Annotated in this window: 13 protein-coding genes; 4 read left to right on the top strand and 9 right to left on the bottom strand. The window is 45.5% G+C overall.

From position 1 onward, the window contains the following. Window positions 1-101: 101 nt before the first annotated feature. Entirely contained in the window at window positions 102-1,643 is a 1,542-nt protein-coding gene (locus tag NSB03_RS02890) for a hypothetical protein (protein ID WP_024986416.1), read from the top strand. A gap of 19 nt (window positions 1,644-1,662) precedes the next feature. Here NSB03_RS02890 and NSB03_RS02885 read toward each other — a convergent pair whose 3' ends face one another. From NSB03_RS02885 to NSB03_RS02860, 6 genes are all read right to left on the bottom strand, one after another. Next, on the bottom strand, window positions 1,663-6,222 hold the full coding sequence (locus NSB03_RS02885) for a hybrid sensor histidine kinase/response regulator transcription factor (protein ID WP_024986415.1): 4,560 nt from the start codon (window positions 6,220-6,222) through the stop codon (window positions 1,663-1,665). Between the two features lie 61 nt (window positions 6,223-6,283). Then, a complete protein-coding gene (locus NSB03_RS02880; RefSeq protein WP_121765190.1) occupies window positions 6,284-6,688 on the bottom strand; it encodes a HEPN domain-containing protein in 405 nt (134 codons plus the stop codon). Further along, entirely contained in the window at window positions 6,685-6,999 is a 315-nt protein-coding gene (locus NSB03_RS02875) for a nucleotidyltransferase domain-containing protein (protein ID WP_024986413.1), read from the bottom strand. The genes NSB03_RS02880 and NSB03_RS02875 overlap by 4 nt, the downstream gene beginning before the upstream one ends. A 104-nt stretch (window positions 7,000-7,103) precedes the next feature. Further along, window positions 7,104-8,843, bottom strand: coding sequence for a pectinesterase family protein (locus NSB03_RS02870; RefSeq protein ID WP_257466197.1), 1,740 nt, complete (start codon window positions 8,841-8,843; stop codon window positions 7,104-7,106). A 475-nt stretch (window positions 8,844-9,318) separates the two neighbouring features. Next, window positions 9,319-10,284, bottom strand: coding sequence for a pectinesterase family protein (locus tag NSB03_RS02865; protein ID WP_024986411.1), 966 nt, complete (start codon window positions 10,282-10,284; stop codon window positions 9,319-9,321). A 9-nt stretch (window positions 10,285-10,293) separates the two neighbouring features. Next, window positions 10,294-11,493, bottom strand: coding sequence for a glycoside hydrolase family 88/105 protein (locus NSB03_RS02860; protein WP_024986410.1), 1,200 nt, complete (start codon window positions 11,491-11,493; stop codon window positions 10,294-10,296). Between the two features lie 302 nt (window positions 11,494-11,795). Here NSB03_RS02860 and NSB03_RS02855 point away from each other — a divergent pair, with 302 nt between their 5' ends. The 3 genes from NSB03_RS02855 to NSB03_RS02845 all read left to right on the top strand — a co-directional run bounded on the left by NSB03_RS02855 (window position 11,796) and on the right by NSB03_RS02845 (window position 15,911). Continuing rightward, entirely contained in the window at window positions 11,796-13,202 is a 1,407-nt protein-coding gene (locus NSB03_RS02855) for a PTS galactitol transporter subunit IIC (protein ID WP_121765186.1), read from the top strand. Between the two features lie 64 nt (window positions 13,203-13,266). Next, window positions 13,267-14,187, top strand: a complete 921-nt coding sequence (gene kduI / locus NSB03_RS02850) for a 5-dehydro-4-deoxy-D-glucuronate isomerase (RefSeq protein WP_024986409.1) — start codon at window positions 13,267-13,269, stop codon at window positions 14,185-14,187. A 275-nt stretch (window positions 14,188-14,462) separates the two neighbouring features. Continuing rightward, the gene (locus NSB03_RS02845) at window positions 14,463-15,911 is read left to right on the top strand and encodes an MFS transporter (RefSeq protein WP_024986408.1); all 1,449 of its coding nucleotides are present in this window, start codon (window positions 14,463-14,465) and stop codon (window positions 15,909-15,911) included. Between the two features lie 451 nt (window positions 15,912-16,362). Here NSB03_RS02845 and NSB03_RS02840 read toward each other — a convergent pair whose 3' ends face one another. The 3 genes from NSB03_RS02840 to NSB03_RS02830 are packed head-to-tail and all read right to left on the bottom strand — an operon-like array spanning window position 16,363 to window position 20,829. Beyond that, window positions 16,363-19,800: a DEAD/DEAH box helicase gene (locus tag NSB03_RS02840; protein WP_257466196.1), complete on the bottom strand. Its 3,438-nt coding sequence runs from the start codon at window positions 19,798-19,800 to the stop codon at window positions 16,363-16,365. After that, window positions 19,775-20,599, bottom strand: a complete 825-nt coding sequence (tatC, locus tag NSB03_RS02835) for a twin-arginine translocase subunit TatC (protein ID WP_024986407.1) — start codon at window positions 20,597-20,599, stop codon at window positions 19,775-19,777. The genes NSB03_RS02840 and tatC overlap by 26 nt, the downstream gene beginning before the upstream one ends. An 11-nt stretch (window positions 20,600-20,610) precedes the next feature. Then, a complete protein-coding gene (locus NSB03_RS02830; RefSeq protein WP_007751163.1) occupies window positions 20,611-20,829 on the bottom strand; it encodes a Sec-independent protein translocase subunit TatA/TatB in 219 nt (72 codons plus the stop codon). Window positions 20,830-20,889: the final 60 nt, after the last annotated feature.

The following is a 20,889-nucleotide window of genomic DNA, read 5'->3' as shown; positions in this document are numbered from 1 at the left end:
CAGGAAGAGGTTCTTCCGTCTGAAAAATATGAAAAGAGGATGTGTTTACAAATTCACCACATTCTCTTTTCATTTTACAGTACTCTCATTATAATCATACCATGAACAGAATATTATCAACAATTATTCTAAGTTTTCTTATTATAGCTTGTTCAAACACCGATCCCATAACGTCTCCTCTTCCGTCCGAACAGGAACCGGACAACAACCAATCTGAAACCCAACTTCCCGACCGGCAATACACCCCGGCTTTCCCAGGAGCCGAAGGAGCAGGCAAATACACAACCGGTGGTGCAGGTGGTACTGTATATACAGTTACCAAACTCACAGATGATGGCTCGGAAGGAACACTACGCTGGGCGATAGAAAAAAGCGGAACAAGAACAATTGTATTTGCTGTGGGAGGAGTCATACCGCTAAAAAAGAAATTATCTATTAAAAACGACAACATCACTATTGCCGGACAAACCGCACCCGGTACAGGGATCTGCCTAAAGAACTATACACTTAATGTTTCTGCAAACAATGTCATTATCCGTTTCATTCGTTCACGAATGGGGGCAGACATCCAACAAAAAGGAGATGACGCAATGAATGGATTCCAGGCAAGCTATCCTGGCAAGCAAAACATTATCATAGATCATTGTTCCATGAGTTGGAGTACCGATGAATGTGCATCATTTTATGGAAATACCAATTTCACTCTCCAATGGTGTATCGTCAGCGAAAGTCTTACCAACTCCATTCATGAGAAAGGAGCACACGGGTATGGTGGAATATGGGGAGGTAGCCCGGCTACTTTCCATCACAATCTGATAGCCCATCACAGCAACCGCACTCCACGACTTTGTGGAAGCCGCTATTCCAACCGTGAAGATATGGAAAAAGTAGATGTATGCAATAATGTCATCTACAATTGGACAAACGAAGGAGCCTATGGAGCACAAGGCGGCTCATACAATATTGTCAACAACTACTACAAACCTGGTCCTGTAAACGTAGCAGAAAAAGTACATTGCCGCATTTTCACAGCATATGTAGATGATGGAACAAATAATCAGAAAGCAGGAACCTATGGAAGATTTTACCTGAACGGAAATATATACGATTCTTCCCGGAATGATTTATCAGCCAGCCAATTAAAAGAAATTGAAAATGCCAACAATAACAATACTTCTCCTACAGCTTTCTATGTAAAAGACAACGCATATAAAGTTCCGGCTGAAAAGTTGCTGGTTTCTTCCCGTTTCAATATTTTAGTAGATTATTCTTTTGTCCAACCTGCTAACGAAGCTTATCAGGCTGTTTTAAAATACGCCGGTGCCTCTAACATTCCGGACAAGATAGACGCACGAATTGTAAAAGATGTGAAAGAAGGCAACTACACGTACAAAGGTTCCAATGGAGGAATGTATGGTCTGATAGACACTCCTGCCGACGCAGAAGGATGGAATGAATATGTAGAAACCCGTTCGTCACAACAAGATACTGACGGTGACGGAATTCCTGACGAATGGGAAAAGATGCACAATCTGAATCCTAATGACCCTTCAGACGGAGTCAAATATACTTTAAGCCCGGAATATACGAATCTTGAAGTATATATGAACAGCCTGGTCAATCACCTGTTCCCTAAAAAATAGAATAGATAATTATTACCTCCTACCTGCCTACCTTCTCTTTATACTCCGTCGGTGTCATCCCCACCTGCGCCTTGAAGCATTTGCTGAAATAACGCGGGTCATTAATACCGACCATATACGAAATCTGCGTCATATTAAATTCTCCGGTTTCAATCAGTTGAGTAGCACGCTTAATACGGATTTCCTTGATAAACTCGATAGGCGCCAGTCCGGTAAGCGTTTTCAGTTTCTTAAAGAATACCGAACGGCTGACAGCCAGCTCGCGTACCAAATCATCTACTACCAAGTCACCATTATCCATATTTCGCTCCATCAGCTCCACCAGTTTATCCATAAACTTACGGTCGTTGGGGGACATATCGGGAACAGCAGGTTGAGGCTGAGGTTGCGCTCCCTGCCCCGATTCAACCCCGTTTGCTTCCCCTGACACAACCTCTGCCGGTACAGGCGAATTTTCGGGGACAGCAGACATGTTGATATGCATCAGGCTATCGCGGTAGAAACTCTGCAGCTTCTTGCGCTGCATCAGCAGATTTTCCACACGGGCTTGCAGATACGTAGCGCTGAAAGGCTTCGTGATATAATCATCCGCACCATACTCCAGCCCTTCCAATTTACTTTCGATAGTAGTCTTGGCGGTAAGCAGGATAATAGGTATATGGCTAGTCGTCATATCCGCACGCAGTTCCCGGGTCATCTCGATACCGTCTTTTTCGGGCATCATCACATCACTGATAACAATATCCGGCAAATACTTCAATGCCTTGTTCCAGCCTTCCATACCATCGGCAGCTTCCACCACCCTGTACATCGGAGTAAATATACTACGCAGGAACTCACGCAATTCCTGATTATCCTCAACCAGCAACATCAGTTCTTTGGAATTATCTTCCACTGACGTTTCTTTCTCCGAAGGTGATTCCTCAACTCCCCTACCGTCTGCCGCCACCAAAGTTTCAGACTGGAGCGATGCATTGGCAATATCCACCACCTGCACCATCCTTACGGGAGTTTCCGCATCCTCAAGGATAAATTCGACTTCCTCATCATAATGCCCTTTCCCTTTCAGGAAATCAACCTTGAAACAACTTCCTTCTCCCAAATGGCTATCGACGGAAATAGTTGCCTTGTGCATCTCCACAAGCTCCTTCACCAGTGAAAGTCCGATTCCTGTGCTAGCCTGATTGAAAAGATTCTTATCCACCAGATTCTCAAAACGGACAAACAGCGATTTCTTCTTATTCTCGGCAATACCGATACCTTGGTCCTGCACACCGATAGAAACAGTATTCTCATCTTCTTGAATAAAAACTGTAATCATTTTCCCGTTTGGCGTGTATTTGAAAGCATTGGAAAGCAGGTTAAACACAATCTTTTCCAACTTATCCACATCCACCCAAAGGTAAAGGTGCTGCTTCTCCGTCTCAAACAGGAAATCAATCCGGTGCTCCTCGGCAACGGCTTCGAAGTTATCCATCACCTTGCGTACAAACGGTACGACATCCACACGCTGCACCTGCATCTTCATCTTCTTGTTCTGAATCTTACGGAAGTCCAGAATCTGGTTGACAAGACGAAGCATACGGTTGGTATTCCGTTCTACCACCACCAATTGCTCACGGGCATCCTCCGGCAACTTATCATTCTTCAACACTTGTTCCACAGGTCCCGCTATCAACGTAAGCGGTGTACGGAGCTCATGGGAAATATTGGTAAAGAAACGCAGCTTTATGTCCGAAATCTGCTGTTCGACGGACACTTCATGCTTCAGCCGGTAAATAGTGAACAGGATATAAACAGCCACAAGAATGATAATCAGTATAAATAATACATAAAGCACATATGCCACCGGAGTCTCCCAGAAAGAGGGAAGAACAACAATATCCAGCATGCGCTCGTTCTCCACCCACGCCCCGTCGCTATTGGTAGACCGGACGCGGAATACATAATTTCCCTTCGGTAGATTGGTATAAGTCACACTCCGCTGTTTATCCGCCAACGTCCACTGCTTCTCAAATCCATCGAGAATATAGGCATACTGTATATTCTGCGGATTCGTGTAATCAAGTGCCGCATACTGGACAGAGAAAATATTCTCGTCATGCGAAAGCACCAGTTTTTCCGTATCATCCAAATCTACTTTCAGTATAGATGCTTTTCCCGGAGTGACGTCCTCATTATTCACCATCAACTTGCCGAAAACAATCGGCGGCACATAACTGCTTTTCCGTATCGAGTCCGGATTGAACATAAATACCCCGTTACTGGTGCCGAACATCACATTCCCTTCGGAAGTCAATACAGAAGCCGCCTCACTGAAACGAACCCGGAAACTGATACTCCGTTCGTCATAATTTTCAAAACGCTCTTCGGAAGGGATGAATTTACAGATGCCGTTCTCTGTGCTAATCCAAAGGTTCTGCTTATGGTCTTCGCGAATGGAGAGCAACACATCCGAAGAAAGCCCGTCGAGCACCGAGTAAGACTTAAACTCTCCGTGACCGTCTTTGTCGATAGACAACAGTTTATTCAGTCCGCCGCCGAAAGTAGCCAGATAAAGTTCTTTCTTTTTAGTAGGGATAATCCAGTGCACATCGTTGTTGCTCAAGCTGTTCGTATCATTAGGTACACGCGAGAAATGATGAAACCGTATATCTTCCGGCTTCTTGAAATCCCCGTCGAACGCAATAGCCCCTGTTGTCGTGCCCACCCATATACGCCCGTTGTTATCGGAAGTGATAAAGCGGGTTCGATAGCACAAGTCAATGGGATACCCTTTCAGATTATTGCGGTGATTGATGAAGAGCGTCTCCCCTTCCTGATTTTGAGTAATGTAATTGATACCGCCGCCAAAGGTAGCCGCCCAGATGCGTCCGTGGCGGTCTTCGTACACACAATATACATTGTTGTCGCTCAGGCTATACATATCATCCTTATTGTGCTGGTAGCGTGTCAGCCGATACGACATGCCGGTCGGTGAAGTCTGACGTGCGGAAACCAGTCCGTTACCTTTCGTAGCAATCCACATTACGCCGTTTGAATCCTGCATAATAAAGTAAGCAGTCCCCTGCATCGGAGCACCGGAAAGAGCTATCGTTCCGCTCTCCGTCAAATAACCTTTATACTGACGGTTGGAATCATAAATACGCACGATTCCATCTTTCAGCCCTACCCACAGATTACCCAGTTTATCTTCACAGATAGCCCGTGTCTCATTGCTTATCGATTCATATTCGTGAGGAACCGGGGTCAGCATGGAGAAAGGGACATTGCGGAAAGTGACCTTTTCCAATCCCTTTGAATGGGTACAAAGCCACAGATTACCCTGTTTGTCCGAGAAAGCAATATGAATCTTATTAGAGAAACGCCAGTTATGGCTGCCCAAATCATCATAAAAAGGAACGAGGCAGTTCCGTTCGCGGTCGAAATAAGAGAAACCGCCGCCATACGGATGCACCCACAAATATCCGTTCACATCTTCGTGAATGTGAAAAGCAGGACGGGAACGGTCGGCATTGCTATATTCCACTTTCATCTGTTCCCGCTTCACCACTCCGGTGGCAAGGTTGAAATGAACCACCACACCTAGTTCTTCCTGTTCGAACCAAATCTCCGAAGCATGGTCCACATACATAGAAAGAATCGGTTTATCGGGCAAGTCTTTGCAAGTCACATGAGAGTAGTGCACACTCTCTCCGGTTTTCATGTCATAGGTGAAGAAGCCGTCTGTGTCTGTCGCCATGACTGCCTTTTCCTGTTCGGCATAGATAGCGGTAATATTGGCTTTGGTAGGAATCTCGAGCAAATGAAACTCACCGTTACTTTTCTGATAACGCCAGACTCTTCCTTTGTCCGAGGTAAAACAAATATCCTCGTCACGCTCCTGAACCGCATAAAAAGCCTGGTTCATCCCGCCGGTCTTTCCTTTGGTATCGACAAAATAAGAAACCGGTGTTTTCTCACCGGGCGGTATCATGCCCAGTCCGTTATCGGTCAGCAGCCAGTCATTGCCGGCCTTATCCTTATAGACCTCATATACGTGAGTGGCGGGAAACAATCCCGACTTCCGGGAGTATATATCAATATCCAGTTGATGCCCTTTCTCCGGATTGGTGCTGACACGGATAGCACCGTCACTCTCGGTCAATAACCAAACGGTACCATTCGACAATACTTTGATAGCTCCCACATAATAGGTACTCCCCTCTTCGCCGGCAGCCGGAACCTGTTCGAAAGTCTCGGTCTTCGGGTCGAAACGATGGACACGGTTATCATAGGTTAATAGCCAAATAAAACCATAACAATCTTCATACAGGCGGTCCACCCTGTTGTTTGTCAGGCTGATATAATTTCCCTGACGTGCCTTGTATGTTTTAAAGGTATAACCGTTAAAACGGTTGATACCGTCCCAAGTGGCAAACCAAAGATTATCTTTATGGTCCTGCAAGATGTTCATCACCGTATTTTGGGATAATCCATCTTCAGTAGAATAGTGGGTGAAGAAGCTGTTTGTCTGCGCCTGTACCGCTGTCCAGACAAGTAAACTCGAAATAGCTAGATATAAGATTTTTTTCATCATCGATTATGCCCTTAATTAATAGTGCTTTAGAAATAGATACAAGAAATTTTGTATTATATACTTATTCTTGTGCCAGAATCTCTACGGCTTTAATAAAAGCTTCCGCACGAGGTAAAAGATAATCTACCAACGCCGCATCACAGTAAGCGAAATCTTCATAGTCTCCACTATGACGTTTGTCAAACAAATTACTGTATGTACTACCATGCTCCAGACTCAGTAGATTAGTACGTACAAAATGATAAGACAGCATTGTTTTCACTCCGTTGTGAGTACCGGCATCAATACCTTTGGATATCAACAAGCCGGTAGCTGCATAAAAGCAGGCATAATAAAGACGATTAATAGCTGCATTAAAGAAGTCTCCCTTACGCATATAGTCGGCTTCTTTTAGTGTCAGATAGGCTCGTTCAAAACGATATTGCACCAAGGCTATTCGATGTTCGGGAGATAATTCCTGTTTCATAATATAATCCCCTCATTCATTACATTTAGAGAAAAAGGTGTCTGAAAGGGACGATTTTCCCATAACTTACGCAGCATAATCATAGGACTGATAATAACCCCGAATTTTACTTCCAATTCATAAAGCGGACGAATTATTTCCTGCTCACGTTCGGGAGTGAGTTGTGGTTCATCCACCAAAATAAGCAAATCAATGTCACTATCCGGACGTGCATCCCCGCGGGCTTCCGAACCATAAAGTATGGTTTGGGAGTTGGGGACTACCTGCCGAAGGGTGTTGCGTATCATATCTACAATCTCGTTTCTTCTCATCCGTCATATCTCCTTTCTTTGCAAAGAATGTTTTTATAGAAACAAAGATAATAAAAAACTTGCAACTAATTATAATGTATCAGATAATAGTTTGAGCTAATCAGTCAACGTCTTACATCCAACAACTTATTTCCCTCTTCTACCGGATTCCAATCATCACCTCCTGCCAGGACTGTTTTTATCTCATATCCCTTCAGGTTCTTCAACTGACGGGAGAAAGCAGCACGCGCTTTTGGATTGGCTCCCTCGCCACGGCTCTCATATTCGGCATAAAAGACAGTTTTCTCGTTTTCCTTCTTGCCCCAGTTGTTCCATCCAATGGGAAGAATATGTCTGCCCAGTTCGCAACGGATGAATACAGCTTGCGCATACGGACGCCAGGGACGGGACAAATACACTTTTGTGGCTTCCGGTTCCGCAGTCAGTTTGCAATCATAGAATACATAGCCATATTTTTTTCCTTTGTCGGTAGAGGGAGCGGTAACATAACCATCCCGTTTGCTGTGAATATGGCAGCGATTGAACACAGCCGTAGACCAGCCGAAAATAAAATCTACCGTTCCTTCGATGTAGCAGTCTTCGTAATATTGGCGGCTTTGTTTGCCGTAAGTGTAGAGGGTATCCTGGAAGCCTAAGAAGCGGCAATTCTTGAAAAATGCACGGTCGGCAGAGACAAAGCAGGCGACAGCTTGCCCTACGGGACCGGATGAGTTCTCGAATGTGATATTCTCCGCATAGAAGTCCGGAGCATAGATATAACAACCGGACGAACCGGAAGTTCCCATGTTTTCACCGAATACGTTTTTCTTATTGGCGAAATCGTCATTAGTCAATACTGCGCCCTCCTCTCCTATCAAGGAGATATTAATCTTACTTTCAGGGATAATTACCTTTTCTTTGTAAGTGCCTTTGCGAACGAGAATCGTGGTACGGGTATTTTTACGGAAGTCGGGGACGGCATTGATAGCTTCCTGCACGGTAAAGAAATCACCGCTACCGTCTTGGGCTACCACATAATCGTAATGACGGATATATTTTGCCAGCTCGGGAATTTCCCTACCGATGGCATCGACAGCCAGGCCTGCGATGGTTCGCGCTCCATAGACATTCAAGTGGGTATTATCTTCACGGCCTTTCGGAAAAGCGGAAATCTGATTGGGGGCGACAAACATAAAAAGCTTTTTCGATTCTACCGGTCCGAGTTCTTGCACCAGGTCGTGAGTGATTTTGTTCATATCAATAAATACGACTCCGAGCTCTTTCGCTACATTGCGTGGGGAATCCAAATAAGCTCCATGCGTATCGAACAAGACCGTCCCTTCTTTGGGTTGCTCTTTTTCCCCCGGTGTCCGGCGGATATCCTTAGTGATAGAGGCATCCTGCGGTTGGACGAAGTTACGGCGGACGATGGAATTGAACAATACGGGGATGCCGCCTTTCGCGCGGGTTTCGTTTACATAACGGCGGAGATTGTCATCGAATGTAGTTCCCGGCTCGGTGTGTCGGGTAGAATCCGCTTTTTCATCATTATGTCCGAACTGGATAAAGACATAATCACCGTTCTTCACTTTGGAGATGACTTTTGCCCAACGTCCTTCGGAGGTAAAACTCTTGGAACTGCGTCCGTTGGCTGCATGATTGTCTATCTTTATGTCCTCGGAGAAAAATCCGGGAAGTACCATTCCCCAGCCACGTTCGGGATTTCCGCCGTCCAACTTCTTGTTAGCCATAGTCGAATCCCCTATCATAAAGATAGTTACGACAGGCTTGTCCGCGCGAAATGCAGAGCAGAGAACAAAGGTAACTGCCAACAACAGTACTAATTTACTTCTATTTTCTTTCATTTTCTTTATGCTATACTCTATGCTACACTCTATAATAAAAAATCATTTTTCTCTTTCACCTATCACCGGCATCCATCAAACGCCCTATTCATCGGCATTTCAAGCGGTGATAGGTTATTTTTCAACCTATCACCCAATCTATCACCTATCACCGCTTCCCAACCTTCTTTAATTTCCAAAAGCTACCGGAAGCTACGTTTCTCTCGTATCCAAGTTTGCTTATCCTTATCGGAACAAAGTGTTCAATGACGTGAAACATTTTGTTTCCTGCTGAAGAAACTCTAGTTTCAAGTAATAGAAACTCCAGTTTCACGCTGAAGAAACTCTAGTTTCAAGTAATAGAAACTTCAGTTTCACGCTGAAGAAACTCTAGTTTCAAGTAATGGAAACTTCAGTTTCACGCTGAAGAAACTCTAGTTTCAAGACCGGAAACAGACATTTCGTATCGTAGCGCCTGTCAGAAGCGCTAATGTTTCTACTTATAGGGATACCAGTTACTGCTTTCTTTAAAGATATTCTCCGGAGTGTACCTCAATGCTTCCTTTTTGGTGAGTTGTTTTCCCCATGTCACACGTCCCGATGTACCTGCACCTTCGCCTGTATTTCCAAATTCCGCATAACGGGCTGTCTTTTCATTCTCCGGATTCTTCCAGTTATGCCATCCTTCGGGGCGGATATGGCCGCCAAACTCACAATTGATAAACACCGTAGCGGCGTACGGACGCCAAGGGCGACCTAGATATACCTTTTTCACTCCCGGAGCAGCGGTCAGTTTACAGTTTTTGAAGACATAGCCAAACTCTTCATTTTGAGGAGTCGAAGCGGCGGTGATATACGAATCACGTTTGCTATGCAGTTCGCAATATTCAAAAAGTGCCGTAGAAGGACCGAAAATAAAGTCGGTAGTACCTTCTATATAGCAGTTGGTGAATAAAAGACAGTCTCCTTCCGAACCTGTATAGACAGTATCCTGATTACCGAGAAAGCGGCAATTGACGAACATCAGCCGGTCGCCTTCGGTGTGAAGAGCCACCGCCTGCCCCAAAGGAGCCGCATTATTCTCAATCGTCAAGTCTCTGAAAGTGATGTCATTGCCTTCCACCTTGACGGTATAGGTGCGGAACGTTCCCATTTTGTTGATATTGGCATGGTCATCGTACGTGATAATCGTCTTTTCTGCATCTTCGCCTACCAACTGTACGTTCTTCACCCAAGAGGGAATCACCAGTTTTTCTTTGTACGTACCGTTCTTTATATAGATAGTCACCGTGTAGTCCATAAAAGCGCGGACAGCTTCCACTGCTTCCTGAATATTGCGGTAATCTCCTGTCCCGTCGCGTGTGACGACTAACGTGTCTTTGCGTTGCTGTTGTTGTGAATAGACCGATGTTGCACCAAACAGGAGCAACAACATCATTCCTTTAAAAAACACCCTTTTCATCGGTAGAAATTATTTTTGTAAGCGTTCGTATTCCAAACTCGCCATGATAAAAGGTCCTACAGCTTTGGGGTCGTTATTACGGATAGTTTCGTTGATATAATACTCATAATCACCGGAACGGTACACCTTTCCTCCCAGTCCGGCTACGGCACAGACTTTGGTGACGGTTACCAATCCGTTTCCATCTACTTCAATAAAGTTATCCAGAAAACCCTTGTATCCTTTTAATGCTACGCCAAGGTAAGACTTATCAATATACCCCAAACGGACTGCCTTGAATAAGGAATAAACAAACATGGCGGAACAGGATGATTCAAGATAATTCCCTTTCTCACCGCTCTTGTCAAGCACTTGATACCATCCCCCGGTCTTCGGATCTTGCAGTTGCTTCACTTGAACAGCAATGTTATCCAGAATGGCAAGCAGGGAATCTCTTCCGGCCTCATGCTTCGGGATAAACTCCAAAGCATCCACCAAAGCCATGGCATACCACCCCATAGCACGTCCCCAACTGTGCTTGGATTGTCCGGTCACCGGGTCAGCCCAGCGTTCAGTGCGGCTTACGTCGGCAGCGTGACGGTACAGACCGTTTTTGGGGTCGTATGTATGACGGGCACAAGTGACAAACTGATTGATAACATCCGCATAGTCCTGCGGAAGATTGTTGCGGAACGCATATTCCGCATAGAAAGGAGCCCCCATATAAAGGCCGTCCAGCCACATCTGATGGGGATAAATCTTCTTGTGCCAGAAACCGCCGTCCGCGTTGCGGGGCTGTCCCGCAAACTGGCTGTAAAGCAAATCGAGCGCTTTCTTATATTTAGGATTCTTCGTCTGCTCATAGATACGGAAAAGAATCTTTCCGGAGTTGATGCGGTCGAGACTGTAATCGGTTAATTTATAAGCGGTAATCGTTCCGTCATCGTGTACCATCGTGTCTGCGTACGCGATGGCATAATCGCGAATTTTCTTGTCGCCATACATATCGTAAACGTCAAGCATGGCTCCCAGTTCCAATCCGTGGCAATAATCCCACTTCAACTTCGGCTGGAAGTCGAGTTGCCAGGATTCGGGATAGCGAATCATCTCCGATTCAGTCATCCGCACAGACCAGGGCAGCTTGCTGTCTACCTGCCGGGAGGATGCCGGAAGGGCTATTGTGACCAGTAGAGCCAATATAAAAAAATTATAAAAAAGGATTCGTCTCATGGTTTGTTATTTTAAGGATTAAACATACGAGTCTTTCACGCTACGAAAGTAGTGTTTTTCCGCTAAAGCCAGTTGGATTTTTTAATCAAGTAGGTGCATTTTTTGTTTTTCGTGCACGGAAACGACTAATTTTGTGCACGTAAACGTCAAAAATGTCCATTTTTGATGCAATATCTCATAAATTAATAGTTTCGTTTTGGAAGAAAGCGGAAAAGGTCGTACTTTTGGCACGGTTTACAACTAATACCCTCTGGGGGAAACACAGTTATTTATCATTTAAAACAGAGAAAAAATAGAACAGAATGGAAGAAGTATTCAAGTACATTATCGGTCTTGGGGCGGCAGTGATGATGCCGGTCATTTTCACAATTTTAGGAGTATGTATCGGAATTAAATTTGCTAAAGCGCTGAAAAGCGGTTTATTAGTAGGTGTCGGTTTCGTCGGATTGTCGGTAGTGACAGCATTGCTTACCAGCAGCCTGGGCCCTGCACTAAGTAAAATGGTAGAAATCTACGGATTGGAACTGGGTATTTTCGACATGGGTTGGCCGTCTGCAGCAGCAGTAGCCTACAATACTTCGGTCGGTGCTTTCATTATCCCGGTTTGCCTGGGTGTCAACATCCTTATGTTGGTTACCAAGACAACACGTACTGTCAATATCGACCTTTGGAACTATTGGCACTTCGCATTTATCGGAGCCATCGTTTATTTTGCTTCCGACAATATCTACTGGGGATTCTTCGCTGCCATCATCTGCTACATCATTACGCTGGTAATGGCTGATATGACCGCTCCCGCTTTCCAGAAGTTCTATGATAAAATGGACGGCATCTCTATTCCTCAACCGTTCTGCCAAAGTTTTGTTCCGTTCGCTATTGTTATCAACAAACTGCTCGATATGATTCCGGGATTCGATAAACTGAATATCGACTCGGAAGGTATGAAGAAGAAATTCGGTCTGATGGGCGAGCCGTTGTTCCTGGGTATCGTGATTGGCTGTGCTATCGGGGCATTGGGCTGCGGAAGCTGGAAAGAAGTGGTAGACAGTATTCCGGGCATTCTCGGACTGGGTATCAAGATGGGTGCGGTAATGGAATTGATTCCCCGCATCACCAGTCTTTTCATCGAAGGTTTGAAACCTATCTCTGACGCTACCCGCGAACTTATCGCTAAAAAATATAAGAACAATACAGGTCTGAGCATCGGTATGAGCCCCGCACTGGTTATCGGTCACCCGACTACGCTGGTGGTTTCATTGCTTTTGATTCCTGTAACCATTTTCCTTGCAGTTATCCTCCCGGGCAACCGTTTCTTACCGCTGGCTTCCCTGGCAGGTATGTTCTATTTGTTCCCGATGATTCTGCCTATTACAAAAGGTAACGTAGTGAAGTCATTCATTATCGGCCTGGTAGCATTAATCGTCGGTCTGTATTTCGTGACCGAACTTGCCGGATTCTTCACCTTGGCCGCTAAAGACGTATATGACGCTACGGGCGACCAGACAGTGAATATTCCCGCAGGCTTTGAAGGCGGCGCACTCGACTTCGCTTCCAGCCTTTTCTGCTGGGGTATCTTCCACCTGACTTATAGTTTGAAGATTATCGGTCCTGCCATCCTCGTGGTTCTTGCACTCGGAATGGCAATCTACAACCGTATCCGCATGACTAGAAACGATGCGAAAAATGCATTGAACAGTAATAAGGAATAAGTTGAAAACCCGTAACTGACAATAACGTAGTATATAATATATAATCCAAATAAAAATTCGAAAGATGAAAAAATTAGCAATTGCAATGATGTTGGGCATCGCAGCTATATCAGCTTCTGCCCAGGTGAATTACAAGATGCAAGTGGCTTGCAGTCCGCAAGACGTGAAAACGTATGATACAAACCGCCTGCGTAGTAGCTTCCTGATGGAAAAAGTAATGGCTCCGAACGAAATCAACCTTACTTATTCTATGTACGACCGCCTTATCTTCGGTGGTGCTGTTCCTGCAACGAAAGAATTGGTACTGGAAACTATCGACCCGCTAAAAGCTAAATTCTTCCTGGAACGTCGCGAACTGGGTGTCATCAACATTGGTGGCGAAGGTATCGTAACTGTTGACGGAAAAGAATATACTTTGAAATTCAAAGATGCTCTGTACGTAGGTAGAGGCAAGCAGAAAGTGACTTTCAAAAGCAAAGATTCAAGTAATCCCGCCAAGTTCTATATCAACTCCGCTACTGCCCACAAGGAATACAAGACTCAGTTGATTACTATCGACGGACGCAAAGGTTCTCTGAAAGCTAACTCTTTCGCAGCAGGAAAGATGGAAGAAAGTAACGACCGCATTATCAACCAGTTGATTGTGAACAATGTACTTGAAGAAGGTCCTTGCCAACTGCAAATGGGATTGACCGAACTGAAACCGGGTAGCGTATGGAACACAATGCCGGCTCACACTCACAGCCGTCGTGTGGAAGCCTACTTCTATTTCAACGTGCCTGCCGACAACGCCATCTGTCATTTCATGGGCGAACCTCAGGAAGAACGCATCGTATGGATGCAGAACGAACAGGCTATCATGTCACCGGAATGGTCTATCCACGCTGCTGCCGGAACAAGCAACTACATGTTCATCTGGGGTATGGCTGGTGAAAACCTCGACTACGGAGACATGGACAAGTTCAAATATACAGAAATGCGCTAATCGTTGCGCGGCTCTGCATTACATATATAAAATCCGAAAAACTTCATCCTTTCCCCCGCGGGAGAAGGGATGAAGTTTTTCGGGGTTATATACACTTCAACCTCCCCCCAAAACGTTACAGACTAGACGTGTTATGAAACGATACATATACTCTTTGAAACAAATAGCATATAAATGTAACGAATAATACATGAATTCGACCAAATTTTACAAATGAAATCCAGTCGAAATACCGACCTTTGTCAACGAATCAAAATCTATTTAAATCCATTATCATGAATGCATTTCAAAAAACAGGCGAGAAAATGACAAACTACAGATGGACTATCTGTGCTATGCTATTCTTCGCTACTACAGTTAACTATCTCGACCGCCAGGTGCTTTCCCTTACCTGGGACGAGTTTATTAAGCCGGAATTTCATTGGAACGAAGTTCACTACGGTACGATTACTTCCGTTTTTTCTATTGTATATGCAATATGTATGTTGTTCGCCGGTCGCTTTATCGACTGGATGGGCACGAAGAAGGGATATCTTTGGGCAATCGGCGTATGGTCGGCAGGTGCTTGTATGCACGCACTTTGCGGAATCGTAACCGAACAGTATGTAGGTCTGCATAGCGCAGCCGAACTGATGGCGGCTACGGGCGACGTAGTGGTGGTAGTGGCTACCGTAAGTATGTACTGTTTCCTTGCCGCACGCTGTATCCTGGCTCTTGGCGAAGCGGGTAACTTCCCGGCTGCCATCAAAGTAACGGCAGAATACTTCCCTAAGAAAGACCGCGCTTACGCTACTTCCATCTTCAACGCCGGTGCTTCTATCGGTGCCTTGATTGCTCCGGTTTCTATCCCGCTGATTGCGAAAGCATGGGGATGGGAAATGGCATTTATCGTTATCGGTGCACTAGGTTTCGTCTGGATGGGTATGTGGGTATTCATGTACGATGCCCCATCAAAGAGTAAGCACGTCAACAAAGCCGAATTGGATTATATCGAGCAGGATAAATACGAAGAAGGCGCTGCCCCTGTAGCTGTTGAAGAGAAAGACGAAAAGAAGATGAGCTTCCTTCAATGTTTCACTTACAAGCAGACATGGGCTTTTGCTGCCGGTAAGTTCATGACGGACGGTGTGTGGTGGTTCTTCTTGTTCTGGACTCCGTCTTACCTGAATACCCAGTTTAACATCAAAACATCCGACGGATTAGGAATGGCCTTGATTTTCACCCTCTACGCAGTGACTATGCTGTCTATCTACGGCGGCAAACTTCCGACTATCTTTATCAACAAGACGGGTATGAATCCATATGCGGCACGTATGAAAGCAATGCTGATTTTCGCATTCTTTCCATTAGTAGTATTGCTGGCACAACCGTTGGGTACGTTCTCTCCGTGGTTCCCAGTTATCCTTATCGGTATCGGTGGCGCTGCCCACCAGTCCTGGTCGGCCAACATTTTCTCTACCGTAGGTGATATGTTCCCGAAATCGGCAATTGCAAGTATTACAGGTATCGGCGGTATGGCCGGTGGCGTAGGCTCTATGCTGATGCAGTTCGGCGCAGGTCTTCTGTTTGTTCACGCTGACGAAACGCACATGACATTTATGGGATTTGAAGGCAAACCTGCCGGCTATTTCATCATGTTCTGTATCTGTGCCGTAGCTTATCTGGTGGGCTGGATAATCATGAAAACGTTAGTACCCCAATATAAACCCATCGTATTGGAATAAATCTCACCATACATACTGTCAAAGGTCTGAAAAGAAAACTTCAATCATGAAAGTCTCTTTTCAGACCTTTTTCATTATCCTCTCTCCTCTTCTACATATCCCATTTAGCACAATTCGTTTTTATTTATTAAATATCAGCACAAACTCATCTCTATTCACTGCGATTGAATAACGAACAACTGCACACAAAAAAGCCTCTTCTCACGAAGAGGGCTTTTCAAGTTTACTTATTCCCCATTTTTCATACTCAAATACAAGTGATACAAACAAAGAATAGTAAACGTTAAGATGAAAAAAAGGGAAGTCTCACGACTTCCACAATTCTTCTAACCTTAAATCTAAATCTCTATGAAAAAAACGTGTTGCAAATATAGGCGTTTGTTCATTATAGAGGTGTTAATGAATTGCATAAAGAGAGAATAAAAATTAACGTCTGCAAAAATTAGCGAATTTACTCTTTACTCTCTATTAATTTTAATAAACTCCGGTAAAGCGGGTCGACATTCAAGAACTCGGGGACACCGGTCACAAACATCTGCTTTCGCGCACGGGTAAGAGCTACGTTCAGTTTGCGGTCTATCAACACACCGTCTTCCTCGGTTAAATTAGATACAAATTTCAACTGATAATAACTGTTGATGCAACAGGAATAAATAATCACGTCCCGTTCGCTGCCCTGAAAACGTTCGACTGTATCCACCAGTATCCGACTGAGAGCCGGGATGCCCAATGTTTCTATCTCTCTTTTGATAAGGGCTATCTGGCTCCGGTAAGGAGTTATAATTCCCAATGTACGAGACTCATCAAAGTCCGACCGGTTACTCTCGTAAACCTGAGCGGCAAGTCGGGCAACAATCCGGGCTTCCGAAGAGTTTATTTTGACAGATGTTCCTTTCTGCTCCGGAACGGAAGGATAGAAGGCTACGCGCGAAACAGATCCGGAATCTTCCAACTGATGAGGCAGGCCGACGGGAAGCAGACGTCCGCCATAGAAAGCACGATTGGCAAACAAAGCTACTTCAGGATGCATACGCCCCTGGCGGCAAAGCATATCGAACGAGCGGCTATCGCCCGAAGAGCAGCTCCGGTAAAGGCGCTCGAACAAGGAATCTTTCAGATTTGCCAGCCCGACAGACAGCAATGCTTCGTCATAAACTGCCGACTGCTCCGCGTTTTGAAGCACAACGGCAGGAAGTTGTTTATGGTCGCCAATCAGAATAAACTTATCAATGGCGTTACGGCTGGCTTTGTCGCGAGCACAAAGAATACCCAATAACTGAGGTTCAAGTATCTGCGTAGCCTCATCGACAATAGCCACATTGAAATGTTTCAAGCGGAAAAGTTCAGGTTTGCCGGAAACGGCAGCAACCGTTCCCACGATAATGCGGCAGTTTCGGATACGCTCGTAAACTTCCGAACGACGGTTACAGGAGGCCAGTTCGTTTTCTATCAGATGGTCACGATAGTGCTCGTCGCACGGCAATTCGCTCCCGACACGGATAAAGTCGACAACCGGACGGATAGCAATGAGCGATTTGCATATTTCATCGACGGCACGGTTGGTATATGAGAGCAGCAGTATTTGGGTATCTCCATCAATATGGAAGGTTTCCACCATCTTCTTCAAGGCACAGGAAGTCTTGCCCGTTCCCGGAGGGCCGATAAGGAGAAAATAATCCCGGGCTGCTTTGGCCTTCAATGCAACACGAACAAAGTCGTCTTTCGCTTGGGAGATTAAAGCGTCCAACGATTCGTCAAACTTGGGCGGACGTTGTGACAGTAGCAGGTCACGACGGTCTTGCGTAGCCGACAGATAAGCGTACAATCCCTGAAACATAGAACGGAAGGTGGTATCCATCGTATCGTGTTCGATGGCATAAAGGCTTTCGTCGGGAAGCACGGAAGGATTCTGTTGCGTAGAACGCAGACGGACACAGATTTCGTGGTCTGTCAGATATTCGATGTTGCCTTTGAATACCATTTTGTTGGTTACATTATCCGTATCACTGTTGCGTTCATACAGAATGACGGCATCGCCCTGGCGGAAGTTGGGAAGTACATCATACTCGTCGGCCCTGCTGCTTGCAGCTACCTCTTCCGCCTGAAGATCCAGAGAGGCAACAGAGTGCGGCGAAGGTTGCGAAAGCGAAGACGTGAGCGAACGGCTCAACAGCAGATGAGCTTTATGCTCGTCGGCCGCATGGTTCTCTTTGATGCGCAAATCGTAGATTATTTCGCCGGCTTCGCACTTTTCGGCCAATGTAGAAAGCCACAACGAAGCGGCTCCGGTACGTCCTTCGTAGTCCACATCGCCCGATTTGGAGGTATAAAGCTCTTTGGTCAGGAAATTATATACGGCATGGAAATATTTTTTCTCCAATGGCGAAAGCGCTTTCAGTTTCTTCTGAAAGCTGTCGATGGGCGGACGCAGATAAGTCTCCCAAAAACGTCCTTGCAGCCCCCGTTCGTTCAAGGTTGCAGCGTTGATTTCCTCCAGTTTACGTTCGGTGTATTCCAGGTTGTTGTGCAGTTGGATACCATATTCGTTGGCTACAATCCTATTGCGCAGGTCGATTACCCGGCGCACCATTGCCCACGAAGGACGCGACGGATAAAGAAGCGGATAACGGGTATAGAACAGATAGGCTTTCACTTTCCGGTGGTCCATTCCCATAGAGTATTGTAGAACGGCCTGGTAGAGAAGCATCTGTACTTTGTTGTTCTCTTTGGGTTCAACCTTGCCACGGATGGCGTACTCATCGGCTTTACCCGATTTCATTTCGATAAAGGAAGACATATCCCGTTGCATATAATCGAGGCGCCCCTGGAGTCCGAGTGCCTCGCAGATATAAGAAGGTTCGAGCACCGCGTCTGTCTTGTCGAGTTCATATCCGGCGGCGTGGAAGGTATCGTTCACCGTTTGACGGATATGCTCGAAGTGCAGTTTGCAATCGTCAAAGAATTGGCGTTCTTTCTCCCTGTCCTGCAAGTCGGGGCAGGCTGCCAACTCGATAGGATAGCGCCGGAAAGCTTTCTGCATACAAGTCCGGTAGTCTACTTCTTCATCCTGCGCGTGAATCCATTCATCGAGGAAAAGATTGGCTATATTTCCCAACAACAGGGGGCGTGCATTCTCAATCGGCTGGAGACGGGAAAGGTAATAATTTGCCGGATGATGCCCGTAGTCGCGGAAACACTCGGCAAGGGAACTGATGTCAATCAGGTAATCCGGTTCGAGAACGATAAACGAGGGGGTCAGTATTCCCGCGTCGTCAATGGCTACGTCTAATAAGTTCAGTTGGGTGTGACGCCAGAGCAGTTTGCATGTCTCCGCAAATTCTTCATTTATTTGAGGGATATTGTAACGGACAAGCCACGGGGTTTCCGAGACTTCGTCCAATGGAGTTACATACAAGTATTGCTCATTTGCATACTGAAAACATACGCGCATCCGCTGCACACGTTTACGGGCGGGAGGGGCTGACAGATAAGTAGCATCCGCTTTCGGAAGCAATCGGTACAGTTCTTCGGGTATGTCTTCTTCCGAAAGTTTACGGATTAAGAAAGCTAGTGTCTTGACATCCCGCAACAGGTTCTCCCTGGTCGGTTCGAGACGGCGGTTCAGAATATGGTTGGAAGTCAGGCGGAAAGTATGCAGCCGGTTTTGTTCTCCTGCCGAAAGGTCTACCTTTGCAGCGATAAAGCTGATTCGTGCGGAGAGGTCGGTCATCTGCAGACTTTCATTTTGCATTTGCGACCGGCAGACGCGTTCAAGCAAGTCACGCATCTGCTTGTATCCTACGGCAAGCCGGGTGTCTTCCACCCGGCAAACAGCCAAAAGTAACTCATAAGATTCTATCGCTTCACTCTTCTGATAAGGCAACTTCATCTTCAATTTCTTCTTCTGTTTTCTTTTTATCCTTTATCATCAGGATGCTCATTTCGTAGAGCAGATAAAGCGGAATGGCCACGACGCTCAGCGTGAACGGGTCGCCCGTCGGAGTGATAATGGCAGCAGCTATCACGATGATGACAACGGCATGGCGGCGGTATTTCCGCAAGAAGGACTTATCGACTACTCCCAACAATGAAAGCAACCACGTCACTAATGGCAACTCAAATGCCAGTCCCATGCAAAGAATCAGCATCATGAAATTATCAATATAGGAATTAAGCGACAGAATGTTCTCCACTTCCGAACTTAACTGATAGGTGGAAAGGAAACGGAGCGTCAACGGATAAACCATGAAATAACCCAGCAAGACACCGATAAAGAACATCACTGTTCCGATGGTTAATGCCTTGCGTACTCCTTCCCTTTCGTTGGGATAAAGAGCGGGACCAATAAAACGCCATACTTCAAAGAAAATATAAGGCATGGCGGTCACGACCGACATCCAGAAGGCTGTCGACATGTGTATAAAGAAGGGAGCCGCCAAATTTATGTTGACCAGCTTCACCTGAAATTCTTGTGTGAAAAAGTCATCGGTCAAATCGAATGTCTGTCCGATATGCCGTAATAAATCGTAGAATATGAAATCATTGTGGCATGGCGCCAGAATCACATGATCGAAAAGATAAGGCATAGCAATAAAATAACCTATTGCCAATACAAGCCAAACTCCAATCACCCGAAAAAGTACCTTGCGCAGTTCATCCAAATGATCCCAAAAGGTCATTTCTGCCATCGGTACTTATTTTACTTACTTGAGTCCGCCGGTTTATCCAGGTCTTCTTTTGCCTTATTTATTTCTTCTTTTGCATCATTCACTCCATCTTTGAAACTCTTCACTCCTTTGCCCAAGCCGCGCATCAGTTCGGGAATTTTCTTACCACCAAAGAGCAGGAGAATAACCAAAGCAATAATAATCCACTCGGAACCACTAGGCAAGAAACCTAATAATAATAAGTTTGTCATACGTTTATTTGATAAAGAGGTTTTTATTAGTTGGTGCAAATATACAGAAAAACGGCAAAC

This window comes from Bacteroides acidifaciens, assembly GCF_024623065.1.
GTDB classification, from domain to species: Bacteria; Bacteroidota; Bacteroidia; order Bacteroidales; family Bacteroidaceae; genus Bacteroides; species Bacteroides acidifaciens.
This window is presented reverse-complemented; position numbering and strand designations above follow the sequence as displayed.

Bases quoted from the DNA above. Each gene is read 5' to 3' on its own strand.
- NSB03_RS02890 (WP_024986416.1), top strand. From the start codon at position 102: ATGAACAGAATATTATCAACAATTATTCTAAGTTTTCTTATTATAGCT.
- NSB03_RS02885 (WP_024986415.1), bottom strand. From the start codon at position 6,222: ATGATGAAAAAAATCTTATATCTAGCTATTTCGAGTTTACTTGTCTGG.
- NSB03_RS02880 (WP_121765190.1), bottom strand. From the start codon at position 6,688: ATGAAACAGGAATTATCTCCCGAACATCGAATAGCCTTGGTGCAATAT.
- NSB03_RS02875 (WP_024986413.1), bottom strand. From the start codon at position 6,999: ATGAGAAGAAACGAGATTGTAGATATGATACGCAACACCCTTCGGCAG.
- NSB03_RS02870 (WP_257466197.1), bottom strand. From the start codon at position 8,843: ATGAAAGAAAATAGAAGTAAATTAGTACTGTTGTTGGCAGTTACCTTT.
- NSB03_RS02865 (WP_024986411.1), bottom strand. From the start codon at position 10,284: ATGAAAAGGGTGTTTTTTAAAGGAATGATGTTGTTGCTCCTGTTTGGT.
- NSB03_RS02860 (WP_024986410.1), bottom strand. From the start codon at position 11,493: ATGAGACGAATCCTTTTTTATAATTTTTTTATATTGGCTCTACTGGTC.
- NSB03_RS02855 (WP_121765186.1), top strand. From the start codon at position 11,796: ATGGAAGAAGTATTCAAGTACATTATCGGTCTTGGGGCGGCAGTGATG.
- kduI (WP_024986409.1), top strand. From the start codon at position 13,267: ATGAAAAAATTAGCAATTGCAATGATGTTGGGCATCGCAGCTATATCA.
- NSB03_RS02845 (WP_024986408.1), top strand. From the start codon at position 14,463: ATGAATGCATTTCAAAAAACAGGCGAGAAAATGACAAACTACAGATGG.
- NSB03_RS02840 (WP_257466196.1), bottom strand. From the start codon at position 19,800: ATGAAGTTGCCTTATCAGAAGAGTGAAGCGATAGAATCTTATGAGTTA.
- tatC (WP_024986407.1), bottom strand. From the start codon at position 20,599: ATGGCAGAAATGACCTTTTGGGATCATTTGGATGAACTGCGCAAGGTA.
- NSB03_RS02830 (WP_007751163.1), bottom strand. From the start codon at position 20,829: ATGACAAACTTATTATTATTAGGTTTCTTGCCTAGTGGTTCCGAGTGG.